Raw genomic sequence first — 13,869 nt, 5'->3', positions numbered from 1 at the left:
CTGACTGTATTCCGGCATTGTGGTTTGGCAATGCGCAAAGCGTTATTGCGCTGCGCCAAAAAAGCGCCCCCCATGGCTTTGCCTCAGGCGCTCGCGATGCTATAGCCCGACCGGATATTTTTCCGAATACCGGCGTCAACAGGCGCCACAGCTTCGAAGGTGAGGAATTCATGGCAAAGATCAAGGTAGCCAATCCGGTCGTCGATCTCGACGGCGACGAAATGACCCGTATCATCTGGCAGTTGATCAAGGACAAGCTGATCCTGCCTTACCTCGATCTCGATATCGAATATTACGACCTCTCGGTTGAAAATCGCGACGCCACCAACGACCAGGTCACGATCGATGCGGCCCACGCCATCAAGAAGCACGGCGTCGGCATCAAGTGCGCCACAATCACCCCGGATGAGCAGCGCGTCGAGGAATTCGGCCTGAAGCAGATGTGGAAGAGCCCGAACGGCACGATCCGCAACATTCTGGGCGGCGTCATCTTCCGCGAGCCGATCATCTGCAAGAACGTTCCGCGCCTCGTTCCCGGCTGGACCAAGCCGATCGTCGTCGGCCGCCACGCTTTCGGCGACCAGTACAAGGCAACCGATTTCAAGTTCCCCGGCAAGGGCAAGCTGACGATCAAATTCGTCGGTGAAGACGGCACGGTCATCGAAAAGGACGTTTTCGACGCCCCGAGCGCCGGTGTCGCACTGGCCATGTACAACCTCGATGAATCCATCCGCGAATTCGCCCGCGCATCCATGATGTACGGCCTGATGCGCAAGTGGCCGGTTTACCTGTCCACCAAGAACACCATCCTCAAGGCTTACGACGGCCGCTTCAAGGATATCTTCGAAGAAGTCTACCAGACCGAGTTCAAGGCGAAGTTCGACGAAGTCGGCATCACCTACGAACACCGCCTGATCGACGACATGGTTGCTTCCGCGCTCAAGTGGTCCGGCGGCTACGTCTGGGCCTGCAAGAACTACGATGGCGACGTGCAGTCCGATACGGTTGCTCAGGGCTTCGGCTCGCTCGGCCTGATGACCTCGGTACTCCTGTCGCCGGATGGTCGCACCGTCGAAGCGGAAGCTGCACACGGCACGGTGACGCGCCACTATCGCCAGCATCAGAAGGGTCAGGAAACCTCGACCAACTCGATCGCCTCGATCTTCGCCTGGACCCGTGGCCTTGCCCACCGCGCCAAGCTGGACGACAATGCCGAACTCGCGAAGTTCGCGACAACGCTCGAAACCGTCTGCGTCGACACCGTCGAAAGCGGCTTCATGACCAAGGATCTGGCCCTGCTCATCGGTCCGGACCAGCCCTGGCTCTCCACCACCGCTTTCCTCGACAAGATCGACGAAAACCTCAAGACGGCGATGGCGGCTTAAGCCTCTTCACTCAGTGACATTAAAACCCGGCCTCAGCGCCGGGTTTTTTCTTTGCCCATAAAGCTGAAACGTCAGCGCCGCGGCATGGGCCGAGCGCGCCCTCATCTCCTCATGCGCTGGAAGACCGATTGCGCCCGTCGCGCGCCTGATCTGCAAATCTCCGACCAGAAGCGACAGCCAGATTTCGGCCGGCCCTTCCGACATGTCAGCGCATATGACACCGCGTTTTTCCAATGCCTGAAAATAGGCCGCGAGCTTCGGCATGACGTGGTCACGGCCCTTTTCCGCCAGCAACCCTCCAAGCGCCGCATCATCACCGGCCTCCGCCGCCGCCACCCGATTGAGCAACACGGCCCGCTCTCCGAGCAGCATTGCCAATAGATCAGCCCCGAAACGGGATAGCTCATTCACCCCATCGGAAGCCTCAGCAGAGGGCAACACCAGTGCCGCAGCATTTTCGGCAACCATGGCCTCGTAAAGCCCGGCCTTGCCGCCAAACCAGCCGTAAAGCGTTTCCTTCGACGATTTGCTGACCTTTGCCAGCGCCTGCATCGAAAACACGGCATACCCATCCCGCGCCAGCATGGTGAAGGCATGTTCGACGATCTCGCGCCGCCGCAACTCCCTGCTCTCACTACGCATGGATGCTCGCTTGACAAAATCCGTACATATGCGTACGGAATTAATATCCGTACGCATATGTACGGATATTAGATGGAGATTTTCATGTCCAGCTCATTTCTGCACCAGATAACCACAAAGCACTTTTCCGCGCTGGCTTCGGCAAGAGAACCGGCAATTTTTGCATCCCGTATTGCTGCGCCGCTGAGCCTTGGCATCATGGCCGGCTTTTTCTTCGCCTTCAGCAATCCCGTGATGATGGCATTCCAGCAGCTGGATGCCGATGTTTTCATTCTGGCGTTTAATGGCATCAATATCAGCCTTCGAAACGGCCTGTTCTTTATCGCCTTCTTTCTTCCGCTTGCCATGCTTTCAAGTGCCGCACTTATCGACCGCAGCAACAGGCTGTTGTGGGTGGTAGCTCTCATCATCTACACCGTCGTCGTGATCCAGACCCGAATGGTCAACGTCCCCATCAACGAGTTTTTCAAGACTGTTTCCACCGAGATACCGCAGGATTGGCAGGAACTGCGCAACCGCTGGGCGCTCTCCAATATCATCCGCACCTTGCTCACCACGATCGCCTTTTCGGTCGCGCTCTTTGCCGCAACAAGAAACACGGCGAGACACAAGCCCGGCTGATCTGGACTGCATCAGGCAAAAAAGGTGGAAAAAACTGGAAAACCGGGTCGCAACGCCCGGTTTTCTTTTTTTGTTCACAGTATCTTGATTAGACGTTGCACTAGGCGCAGACTTCGATTCTGGACCGTGCCGTGGCCAGCACAACAATAAGACAAAGCTGAAACAGCATCTACTTAAGATAACTTACCCGGCGCGGTCAAAACTTACCGCAGCGTCAGTACGATCTTCAAGGAGCGTGAGAATGATGCTGCGGATTATAAAAACACACCGCGCCAGTGAGGGACCCACAGGGTTTCCCCATGAGGCTGCGGCGATTTTGCTTGGGGAGGCAGGACTATGAGTGAGTTGATCTTCTACACCAATCCCATGTCGCGCGGACGCATCGCGCGCTGGATGCTCGAAGAAGTGGGCGTTCCGTATAAAACGGAAATATTGAGTTTCGAAACCTCGATGAAATCGCCCGCCTACCGGTTGATAAACCCGATGGCCAAGGTGCCGGCCATCAAACACGGCGACACCATCGTCACCGAGGCCGCTGCGATCTGCGCCTATCTCGCCGATGCCTTTCCGGGCGCGAACCTTGCGCCGACGCCGAAGGCGCGCGGGCTTTATTACCGCTGGATGTTTTTTGCCGCCGGCCCGCTGGAAATGGCGGCCAGCATGAAGGCGATGGGTTTCGAAGTGCCGAAGGAAAAACTGCGTATGGCGGGCTGTGGCAGCTATGCGGATGTGATGAACACGCTTGAGCGCGCCGTCAGTGAAAACCGTTTCATCGCCGGCGATCTCTTCACCGCAGCCGATGTTTATGTCGGTGCTCATATCGGTTGGGGACTACACTTCGGCACGATCGAAAAACGCCCGGCCTTCATCGACTACATGGCGCATCTCACCGAACGTCCGGCCTTCAAGCGCGCTGCCCAGCTTGATGAAGACGCGGCGAGGGATTTACAGGCGACGGGATAATCGTCCTACGGTATTGCAAAGAACGACGGTGGCCCGTCCGAAATCGCCCATAGGGTCGATCTTTGCGGCGGGTCTATTCATCGGATTGAACGAGTGGTTCTCCGACCTCGATTGCATGACCGTCCGGATCATAAAAGCGGAATACTCTCTGCCCCCAAGCCTGCGGTTCGAGAGGATGGATAAGCTCGACATACGGCGCGATATTTCGAAAAGCCGCCTCGACATCCGCATGCTCGAAATACAGCAGCAGGTTTCGCCTGCCATATGGCTCTTCCGCCTCTGATGGCGTCTGCCAGACCGTCTCCTCAAGCGACCGCCCTTCATGGATGGCGAAGCCGCCCTCAAAGAGAACGAACTTCCCGAAGTCACGCAATATTCGGAGGCCGAGCCGGTCACGATAAAACGCCGTGGAGCGGTCTATATCGCGCACGAAAGGGATGGGATTTACAAAGCGCATGCCTTCCTCCCCGTCTTCAGCGCTCGATGGTCCAAGCCATCTCTCGCAAGCCTCAGCGCAGAACTAAAAAAGGCGGGGTGAAACCCCGCCCTTCCTCAATCTTTCCGGATCAGGCCGCCAGTGCCGCGGCCACCGCTTCGATGGCCTCCTGCGCCTTGGTACCATCCGGGCCGCCGGCCTGCGCCATATCCGGGCGACCGCCGCCGCCCTTGCCGCCAAGTGCGGCGGAAGCGGTGCGGACAATATCGACGGCACTGAAGCGGGCCGTCAGATCTTCGGTCACGGCGGCGACAGCGCTTGCCTTGCCGTCTTCGGAAACCGCAATCAGCAGCACGACGCCAGAACCGAGAGTGGCCTTGGCCTCATCGGCAAGACCCTTCAAGTCCTTGGCATCGATGCCGGCAAGGGATTTCGCCAGGAAATTGACGCCCGCGACCTGCTGCACATCGTTAGCGCCGGCATCCGAGGAACCGCCGCCCATGGCAAGCTTCTTGCGGGCATCGGCAAGCTCACGCTCCAGCTTCTTGCGCTCATCAAGCAGGCCTTCGACGCGCGACAGCACCTCGCCCGGCTGAACCTTCAGCGACGAAGCCAGAGCCTTCACCCGCTCGTCCTGCTCGGCCAGATAGGCAAGCGCGCCCTGACCGGTGACGGCTTCCAGACGGCGCACGCCCGAACCGACGGCGCTTTCCCCGAGAATGCGGATAAGGCCGATCTGACCGGTTGCCGCCACATGGGTGCCACCGCAGAGTTCGACGGAATAGGGACGGTTGGCTTTTGCGCCATGAAGGCCGGTGCCCATCGACACCACACGAACCTCGTCGCCATATTTTTCACCGAACAGCGCCATGGCGCCCTCGGCAATGGCGTCATCGACGCTCATCAGGCGGGTGACGACCGGCGAGTTCTGCAGCACGATCTCGTTTGCCATATCCTCGACGACCTTCAGCTCCTCGGCCGACATGGGCTTGGGATGCGAAACGTCGAAGCGCAGGCGCTCCGGCGCGACCAGCGAGCCCTTCTGGGCCACATGGGTACCGAGCACTTCGCGCAGCGCTTCATGCAGCAGATGGGTTGCGGAGTGGTTGGCACGCAAACGGGAACGGCGATCATGATCGACCGTCAGCTGCACGGCCTCATCGACCTTCAATCCACCCTTGGAAACAGTGCCTGAATGCACGAACAGGCCTTCGCCCTTTTTGTGAGTGCCGGTAACGTCGATGGCGCCATTCTCGCCGACGATGACACCGGTATCGCCCATCTGACCGCCAGATTCGCCATAAAATGGCGTCTGGTTGACGATAACCTGCACCGTCTCGCCCTCGGCAGCACTATCGACCGCCTTGCCATCCCTGACGATCGCCTGAATGACGCCTTCAGCGGTTTCGGTGTCGTATCCCAGGAATTCGGTCGCGCCGAACTTTTCCTTCAGCTCGAACCACACGGTTTCCGTTGCCGTGTCGCCGGAGCCGGCCCAGTGCGAGCGGGCTTCCGCCTTCTGGCGCTGCATGGCATCGGTGAAACCGGAAATATCCACACCGATTTCGCGGGCGCGCAGCGCGTCCTGCGTCAGATCCAGCGGAAAACCGTAGGTATCGTAGAGCTTGAAGGCCGTTTCACCGTCCAGCATATCGCCCTTGTGCAGGGTCGAGGTCGCGTCGGACAGCAGCGACAGGCCGCGTTCCAGCGTCTTGCGGAAACGGGTTTCCTCAAGTTTCAATGTCTCGGAAATCAGCGCCTCGGCCCGAACCAGTTCGGGATAGGCGCGACCCATCTGCTGGATCAGCGCCGGCAGCAGCCGGTAGATCAGCGACTCGCGCGAGCCCAGAAGCTCGGCATGGCGCATGGCGCGACGCATGATGCGGCGCAGAACATAACCGCGACCTTCGCTCGATGGCAGAACGCCATCGGCAATCAGGAAGGCGGCCGAGCGCAGATGATCGGCGATGACCCGGTGGCTGGCGCGGTTCTCGCCTTCGGCCGGAACGCCGGTCGCCTCGACGGAAGCGGCTATCAGCGCCCGGAACAGGTCGGTATCGTAATTGTCATGTTTGCCCTGCAGCAGCGCCGAAATACGCTCCAGACCCATGCCAGTGTCGATCGACGGACGCGGCAGGTCGATGCGCTCTTCCTTCGTCAGCTGCTCATATTGCATGAAGACAAGGTTCCAGATTTCGATGAACCGGTCGCCATCCTCTTCCGGCGAACCGGGCGGGCCACCCCAGATATGATCGCCATGGTCATAGAAGATTTCCGAACAGGGGCCACAGGGACCGGTATCGCCCATCGCCCAGAAATTGTCGCTGGTCGGAATGCGGATGATGCGGTCGTCGGAAAAGCCGGCGATCTTCTTCCAGAGATTAAAGGCCTCGTCATCGGTGTGATAGACCGTGACCAGCAAACGATTGCGGTCGATGCCGAATTCCTTCGTGATCAGGTTCCAGGCGTGGGTGATCGCCTCTTCCTTGAAATAATCGCCGAAGGAGAAATTGCCGAGCATTTCGAAGAAGGTATGGTGACGGGCAGTATAACCGACATTGTCGAGATCATTATGCTTGCCGCCGGCGCGCACGCATTTCTGCGCCGAAGCGGCGGTGGAATAGGGACGGCTTTCAAGACCGGTAAAGACGTTCTTGAACTGCACCATGCCGGCATTGGTGAACATAAGCGTCGGATCGTTGCGCGGCACCAGCGGGCTGGAGGGCACAATCTCGTGTCCGTTCTTCTTGAAGTAGTCGAGGAAGGTCGACCGAATTTCATTTACACCGCTCATGCCCACACACCGCTCACAGCTGGAGTCCATCATTGCCATCACAAAGGATGACTATATTGCAAAATTAATGGCTTTTATCGTCCACATCCTGCCCTGTCCAGCCATGCAGGCGAAGCAAGACATATAGGCAAGGAAAAAGGGCCGCGCGAAGAAAAATCCGCACGGCCCTTTTGATCTAAACCAGTTTCGCGACATCTCCGGACGGCGACATCAGGATTTTCGCGAAATACATCAGCCCTCGTCGGAGCCGTCGTCGCCTTCGCCGGCATCCGGGCCGCCATTCTGCAGGAAGCGGTCGGCGATCAGACCGGCATTCTGGCGCAGCGCCAGCTCGATCTCGTTGGCCGTATCCGGATTGTCGCGCAGGAAGGACTTGGCGTTTTCACGCCCCTGCCCCAGACGCTGGCTGTTATAGGAGAACCATGCGCCGGACTTCTCGACGATACCGGCCTTCACGCCGAGATCGACAAGCTCGCCGGTCTTGGAAACACCTTCGCCATACATGATGTCGAATTCAACCTGCTTGAAGGGCGGCGCCATCTTGTTCTTGACGACCTTGACGCGTGTCTGGTTGCCGACAACCTCTTCGCGTTCCTTGACGGCACCGATGCGGCGAATGTCGAGGCGCACCGAGGCGTAGAACTTCAGCGCGTTGCCGCCCGTCGTCGTTTCCGGCGAACCGAACATGACGCCGATCTTCATGCGGATCTGGTTGATGAAGATCACCATGCACTTCGACTTGGAGATCGAAGCGGTCAGCTTGCGCAGCGCCTGGCTCATCAGACGGGCCTGAAGGCCCGGCAGGCTGTCGCCCATCTCACCTTCGATTTCGGCACGCGGCGTCAGCGCCGCCACCGAATCGATGACGAGAACATCGACCGCACCTGAACGTACCAGCGTGTCGGTGATTTCCAGCGCCTGTTCGCCGGTATCCGGCTGCGAGATCAAGAGGCTCTGCAAATCCACGCCGAGCTTACGTGCATAGACCGGATCGAGCGCATGTTCGGCATCCACGAAAGCGCAGATACCGCCCTTTTTCTGGGCCTCCGCAATCGTCTGCAACGCCAGCGTCGTTTTACCGGAGCTTTCCGGGCCGTAAATTTCAACGATACGCCCCTTCGGCAGACCGCCGATACCGAGCGCAATATCCAGGCTGAGCGAACCCGTCGAAACGGTCTCCACCTCAACCACATTTTCATTGGAACCGAGCTTCATGATCGATCCCTTGCCGAACGACCGTTCGATCTGGGAGAGAGCCGCTTCCAGTGCCTTGCTTTTGTCCACCGATTTATCCTCTACGAGACGCAAAGAATTTTGTGCCATCCGAAACACCTTTAGGTTATTGAAGCCACGCAGGCAATGAAGCAGTATTGAAATGGTATGTACCCTATTTGTTCTCATTTCGCAAGGCGCGGCCAGCATATTGAAAACAAATAATGATAAGTGGTTTGTTCTGCCTTTGTTTTTTCCGACCCGGCCAATCGCCGCAAACCGGATGGAAAGGTGGATGAATACGGGATCCGGCCGAATCGTGCGGCCTTTCGATCCATGCAAGAGGGAAACGCAAGCGTGAAGAAAATACTCGTTCTGGGCGGCGCGCATATCGACAGGCGTGGCATGATCGAGACGGAAACAGCACCAGGCGCCAGCAATCCCGGCTCGTGGATGGAAGAGGCCGGCGGCGGCGGTTTCAACGCGGCGCGCAATCTTTCCCGGCTCGGTTTTGCCGTCCGCATCATTGCGCCGCGCGGCGGCGACGTGACCGGTGAAGCGGTGGCGGAGGCCGCGAGGCAGGCAGGCGTCGAAGACACGCCCTTCATTTTCCTCGACCGCCGCACGCCGAGCTACACCGCCATTCTGGAGCGCGACGGCAATCTGGTCATCGCCCTTGCCGATATGGACCTCTACAGGCTCTTCACCCCACGCCGCCTGAAAGTGCGCTCCGTGCGCGAGGCGATTACCGCGAGCGACTTTCTGCTCTGCGACGCCAATCTGCCGGAAGACACGCTGACCGCACTTGGCCTCATCGCCCGCGCCTGCGAAAAGCCGCTGGCAGCCATCGCCATTTCGCCCGCCAAGGCGGTGAAGCTGAAAGGTGCGCTTGCCGATATCGACATTCTTTTCATGAACGAGGCGGAGGCCCGCGCGCTGACCGGACAGACGGCGGAAAATGTCCGCGACTGGCCCGACATTTTGCGCCAGGCCGGGCTTGCCGGCGGCGTCGTTACCCGCGGTGCAAGCGAGGTGGTGGCTTTTAACGAAACGCAAACCGCAACCCTCAACCCTCCCCTCATTCGCGAGGTGAAAGACGTGACCGGCGCCGGCGACGCCATGGCGTCGGGTTATCTCGCGGCGATCACCGATGGTAAAACCATCGCGCAAGCCCTGCGAGTGGGCGCAGCGGCAGCGGCCATCACCGTGCAATCGCCTTTCGCCACTGCCCAAGACCTGTCAAAAGACAGTGTCGAGACGATGTTGGGGCTTGTCCCCATGGCAGAAATGCTGGCATGAACCCGTTTATTAGAGAACCTGGAACAAACAGAATGACCCGCCCCATCTCCCCGCTCCTGCCCATCGTTTATTCGCAAGAAGTCGCCGCCGCCAAGCAGCGCGGCGCGCCGATCGTCGCACTGGAATCGACCATCATCACCCACGGCATGCCCTATCCGGGTAATATCGAAATGGCAGAAAGCGTCGAGCAGATCATCCGCGATCAGGGTGCGGTTCCGGCCACCATCGCCGTCATTCACGGCACGCTGCATATTGGTCTGGAAAAGGATCAGCTGGAAGCACTGGCCCAGACTACCGACGCCATGAAGGTTTCCCGCGCCGATATCGCCTTCGCAATCGCCGAACGCCGCACCGGCGCCACCACGGTGGCTGCGACCATGATCGCCGCCGCCCGCGCCGGCATCCGCGTTTTCGCCACCGGCGGAATCGGCGGTGTGCACAAGGGTGCGGAAGAGACCTTCGATATTTCGGCCGACCTCACCGAGCTTGCCAAGACCGGCGTCATCGTCGTCTGCGCCGGCGCCAAGGCCATTCTCGACATCCCGAAGACGCTGGAGGTTCTGGAAACCAACGGCGTGCCGGTCGTGACATTCGGCTCAGAAGAATTCCCGGCCTTCTGGTCGCGTTCCTCCGGGCTGGCGAGCCCGCTTTCGCTCAACAGCCCGGCGGCGATCGCCAATTTCCAGACGACCCGCGAACAGCTCGGCATCGATGGCGGCATGCTGATCGCCAACCCCGTGCCGGAAGAAGACGAAATTCCCCGCGAAGAGATGGACATCTACATCAACCGCGCCATTTCCCACGCCGAGCGCGACGACATCAGCGGCAAGGCGGTTACGCCCTACCTGCTCGGCGATATCTTCCGGTTGACGGATGGCAGGAGCCTTGAGACGAATATTGCGCTGGTGCGTAACAATGCGCGGCTGGCTGCGGAGATTGCGGTGGCGCTGAACTGAGGAGATGCATCTTCTCCTCGTTCAGTTTCTTCGTGGAGATGCCCCATTAAAAAAGCTGCCAACTTCCGGCTTTTCAGGTTTTGGGCGGTCTTCACAAACCTCTCCTCCGTCATGCTCGGGCCTGTCCCGCGCATCTGCTACATCTCGACTAAACGAGACGTGATTGGATCCTCGGGACAAGCCCGAGGATGACGTCGAGCATGAGAATTGACGATAAAAAAGCCCGGAAAGCTTGCGCCTTCCGGGCCTGCGTTTTCCTACCTGAACCCAATCAGTTCTGGGCGACCGGCTTCACCAGCGGTGTCACACGGCGGATGGTGACGCGGCGGTTCTGCTGTTCCGGGCCGAGCGTCTGGACCTTCAGGTAACGCTCACCATACCCTTGCGTCGCGAGGTTTTCCGGCGGAATGCCGTAGACATCGGTCATGACGTTGGCGACAGAGGCGGCGCGTTCATCGGAAAGCACGAGATTGCTTTCATCCGAACCGACAGCATCGGTATGGCCTTCGATCAGGAAGGTTTCCGCCGGGTTCTTTTCCAGCGCCTTGTTGATCGCATCCGCCACCTTGCGCAGCGAGCGGGCCTGCGCCATCGGAATGTCAGAGCTTCCCGTGGCGAAGGTGATCGTATCGAGGTCGATACGGCGCACCTTGTCGCGGATACGGGCCGAATACCGCACTTCGTCCAGCGAATAGACACGCTCCACCGGCTCGACCGGCGGCTGTTCGAGGAAGCGGTAATAATCGCGGTCCGGATCGCTGGACGTGTCGATGATGTAGTCGCGAACCGGGATGCGAAGGCGCATCGGCGGCAGGTCGAGGCCCGGATCGCGATAGACGTAATCGCGGTCGGGTTCGTCCATCAGCTCGGGCGCATAGAACAGCACATATTCGCGGCCGCGATCGTCGATGCGCGAGCGCTGGATCACGTCGCCATAACGGTTGCGGATCGTCACCACCTGCGTACCGTCACGGCGCTCCACCGTTTCGCGGACGCGACCGCCTGGCAGACGCTCGTAATAGGGCTCGCCGCCATCGCGGATGAAGCGCTGGTTGTCGTCGCCACGCACCACGACACGATCACCGAATTGCAGGATGATCGGCGCATCACTGTCACGGTCACGCGGACGACCCTCACGCGGCTGCCATTCACGCACGCCCTCCGGCCGCTCATATTGCGGACGGCGGTCGATGCGTTCGCCCTGCTGGGAGGTGATGGCCTCCATTTTCACGGGCGGCGGTGGGGTTTTGCCTTCGGCGGCACCAGCGCGCTGCGCCTCGGCGTCGGAGGTCGGAACCTTCACGTCACCGGCCTGCTCGCGCTCGCGGCGGCGTTGCTCGCGGGCCTGATTGTTGCCGGAGCGTTCCACTTCCTTGTCGCTGTCGAGAACGGCTGCCCCTTTGTCCACCGGCAGGATGACAGTGTCGACAGACTTGGACGGGTCCTTGGCAACCGCCTTGGCCTTGTCCAACTCCTGCTTCGTCGTCGGCGGTGCTTCGGTTTGCGGAATGGCAACCTGATTGGGCACGGGCTCGCCGGCAGGTGCCTGTCCGGTGGTCGCGCCGTTTGGCACAGGCGCAGGCGTGCCGGGCAGCGGGGCTGCGGGCTCGGTCTTGCCCTGTCCTTCGACCGGCGGCTTTTCAGAAGGCTGCTGACCGGGAGCAGGATTGGGCTGCGCCTCCGGTGCCGGCGGACGTGCCGGTGTCGGCGCTTCGGTCGGAACGGGTGCTTCCTTGGCAGCGGGTTCAGGCGCTGCCGGTTTTTTCTCTGGAACCGCCTTTTCGGCAGGCTCAGCCTTCGGCGCAGGCGCTTCTACCGGCGGCTTCGCCGCTGGCTCGGCTGATTCAGGACGCTTGGCGGGCTCTTCGGCCGCTGGCTCCTTGGCACGCTCCGGCTTGCGCGGACGTTCCTTCGGTGCCTGCTCGGCAGGGGCTGCGTCAGGCGCCGGCTCGGGGCGTTTGCGGGCGGGTTTCGGTTCGCCTTCCGGCTGTGGCTCCTGGGCGCGACGTGCAGGTTCTTCTGCCTTCTGCTCCGCAGGTGCGGGTTCCGGGCGAGCCTCGGCCTTCGGCTCCGGAGGCGCTTCGCGTTTCGGCTCCGGTTCACGCTTGGGCTCTGGTTCGGGTTTCGGCTCCGGCTCGGGCTTCGGCTCAGCTTTGGGCTCAGGACGCGGCTCGGCGGGGGCTTCAGCCTTGGGTTCAGGTTTGGGCTGCGCCTCTTCGGCCTGCTGGCGCTGCTTGCGCAGAAGTTCTTCCGGGTTCTGTTCTTCGGCGACCTGCCCTTCCGGTTGCGCCTGCGCCAGAATAAGCGAGCTCTGCGTCTGGGGCATCTGTGCCTGCGCCCGCGCGGCTCCGGCAAAACCGGCGGAGGCCGGCTCCACGGCGATTGCCAGCGACATGAGGGGGAAAACCACCCCCGTCAGCAATGTGTTCTTCTTCAGCATTCGGTGCTTCCTCATTTGCCTTGTCTTATCGGCGCGCGCTATCGCGACGTCCCGGCTGCGCATGCAGGCGCTGGACAACGCCTGCCACACACTTCGGTTCCCATGATGACCAAAGCCTTGTGTACCGGAAATGAACAGATCAAGGCGTTTTCGTGAAAGCTCTGCGGCACAATCGCGGTGACTAATATTGCAGTTGCATTTTTTGACCAACCGGATGAATAATTGCCGCAAGCGCTGAAGGCCCCGGGAAACAAAAAACATCCCGCCGTGCCCTGCGCTCAAGGCGTCCGCACTGAAAACAACAACAGACTGCGGATGAACGACCAAAAGAGAGGATCGAAATGCCTATTTCCACCCGTCTGCTCGCAGCCGTATCGATTGCCGCCATCTCGCTGTTTTCAGGTGCCGCCCTTGCGCAGGACAAGATCGTCATCGGCACCGAAGGCGCCTACCCGCCCTTCAATAATCTTGAAGCCGACGGCACGCTGACCGGCTTCGACATCGACATCGCCAAGGCGCTCTGCGTCGAGATGAAAGCCGAATGCACCTTCGTCACCAATGACTGGGACGGCATCATTCCGGCCCTGCAGGCCAAGAAGTTCGATGCCATCATCGCGTCCATGTCGATCACGCCAGAGCGTCTCGAGAAGGTCGACTTCTCCAAGAAATATTACAACACCCCGCCGGCCATCGCCGTGCCGAAGGATTCGCCGATCAAGTCGGTCGACGATCTCAAGGGCAAGTCGCTCGGCGCACAGGGTTCCACCACCCACTCCAACTATGCCGAAAAGCATTTTCCGGATGCCGATGTGAAGATGTATCCGACCGCCGACGAATATAAGCTCGACATCGCCAATGGCCGCATCGACGCCGTCATCGACGATATCGTCGTGCTTTCGGAATGGCTGAAGACGGACGCCGGCAAGTGCTGCAAAATCCTGACGCCGCTTCCGGTTGACGTCGAGATCAACGGCAACGGTGCAGGCGTTGCCGTGCGCAAGGGTGACACGGCGCTCGCCGATAAATTCACCGCCGCCATCGCCGGTATTCGCGCCAACGGCAAATATCAGGAAATCAACAAGAAATACTTCGATTTCGACGTTTACGGCCAATAACCGGCA

General features: G+C 60.0%; 11 protein-coding genes. 6 read left to right on the top strand and 5 right to left on the bottom strand.

Annotated elements, in window-relative coordinates:
* The first annotated feature begins 170 nt into the window (after nucleotides 1-170).
* A complete protein-coding gene (locus tag JZX89_RS10545; RefSeq protein WP_149897312.1) occupies nucleotides 171-1,385 on the top strand; it encodes an NADP-dependent isocitrate dehydrogenase in 1,215 nt (404 codons plus the stop codon).
* Nucleotides 1,386-1,391: 6 nt separating this feature from the next.
* Here JZX89_RS10545 and JZX89_RS10540 read toward each other — a convergent pair whose 3' ends face one another.
* On the bottom strand, nucleotides 1,392-2,027 hold the full coding sequence (locus JZX89_RS10540) for a TetR/AcrR family transcriptional regulator (RefSeq protein WP_207134010.1): 636 nt from the start codon (nucleotides 2,025-2,027) through the stop codon (nucleotides 1,392-1,394).
* An 84-nt stretch (nucleotides 2,028-2,111) separates the two neighbouring features.
* Here JZX89_RS10540 and JZX89_RS10535 point away from each other — a divergent pair, with 84 nt between their 5' ends.
* Nucleotides 2,112-2,648: an anthrone oxygenase family protein gene (locus tag JZX89_RS10535; protein WP_207134009.1), complete on the top strand. Its 537-nt coding sequence runs from the start codon at nucleotides 2,112-2,114 to the stop codon at nucleotides 2,646-2,648.
* 336 nt (nucleotides 2,649-2,984) lie between these two features.
* Entirely contained in the window at nucleotides 2,985-3,611 is a 627-nt protein-coding gene (locus tag JZX89_RS10530; protein ID WP_149897309.1) for a glutathione S-transferase family protein, read from the top strand.
* Nucleotides 3,612-3,684: 73 nt separating this feature from the next.
* Here the strand turns inward: JZX89_RS10530 and JZX89_RS10525 are convergent, their stop codons facing one another.
* The 3 genes from JZX89_RS10525 to recA all read right to left on the bottom strand — a co-directional run bounded on the left by JZX89_RS10525 (nucleotide 3,685) and on the right by recA (nucleotide 8,164).
* Entirely contained in the window at nucleotides 3,685-4,068 is a 384-nt protein-coding gene (locus JZX89_RS10525) for a VOC family protein (RefSeq protein ID WP_153514072.1), read from the bottom strand.
* A 109-nt stretch (nucleotides 4,069-4,177) separates the two neighbouring features.
* Nucleotides 4,178-6,841 (bottom strand): alanine--tRNA ligase, encoded by a 2,664-nt coding sequence (gene alaS, locus JZX89_RS10520; protein WP_207134008.1) that lies wholly within the window; start codon nucleotides 6,839-6,841, stop codon nucleotides 4,178-4,180.
* Nucleotides 6,842-7,072: 231 nt separating this feature from the next.
* Complete coding sequence (recA, locus tag JZX89_RS10515; protein ID WP_207134007.1) at nucleotides 7,073-8,164, bottom strand: recombinase RecA; 1,092 nt, start codon at nucleotides 8,162-8,164, stop codon at nucleotides 7,073-7,075.
* Between the two features lie 246 nt (nucleotides 8,165-8,410).
* Here recA and JZX89_RS10510 point away from each other — a divergent pair, with 246 nt between their 5' ends.
* Together JZX89_RS10510 and JZX89_RS10505 are read left to right on the top strand one after the other, a co-directional pair.
* Complete coding sequence (locus tag JZX89_RS10510; RefSeq protein ID WP_207134006.1) at nucleotides 8,411-9,352, top strand: carbohydrate kinase family protein; 942 nt, start codon at nucleotides 8,411-8,413, stop codon at nucleotides 9,350-9,352.
* A gap of 32 nt (nucleotides 9,353-9,384) precedes the next feature.
* A complete protein-coding gene (locus JZX89_RS10505; RefSeq protein ID WP_207134005.1) occupies nucleotides 9,385-10,308 on the top strand; it encodes a pseudouridine-5'-phosphate glycosidase in 924 nt (307 codons plus the stop codon).
* A gap of 271 nt (nucleotides 10,309-10,579) precedes the next feature.
* Here the strand turns inward: JZX89_RS10505 and JZX89_RS10500 are convergent, their stop codons facing one another.
* Nucleotides 10,580-12,748, bottom strand: a complete 2,169-nt coding sequence (locus JZX89_RS10500; RefSeq protein WP_207134004.1) for an OmpA family protein — start codon at nucleotides 12,746-12,748, stop codon at nucleotides 10,580-10,582.
* Between the two features lie 341 nt (nucleotides 12,749-13,089).
* Between JZX89_RS10500 and JZX89_RS10495 the strand changes: the two genes are divergently transcribed.
* A complete protein-coding gene (locus JZX89_RS10495; RefSeq protein WP_149897301.1) occupies nucleotides 13,090-13,863 on the top strand; it encodes an ABC transporter substrate-binding protein in 774 nt (257 codons plus the stop codon).
* Nucleotides 13,864-13,869: the final 6 nt, after the last annotated feature.

The organism is Agrobacterium burrii, assembly GCF_017313405.1.
Taxonomy (GTDB): domain Bacteria; phylum Pseudomonadota; class Alphaproteobacteria; order Rhizobiales; family Rhizobiaceae; genus Agrobacterium; species Agrobacterium burrii.
This window is presented reverse-complemented; position numbering and strand designations above follow the sequence as displayed.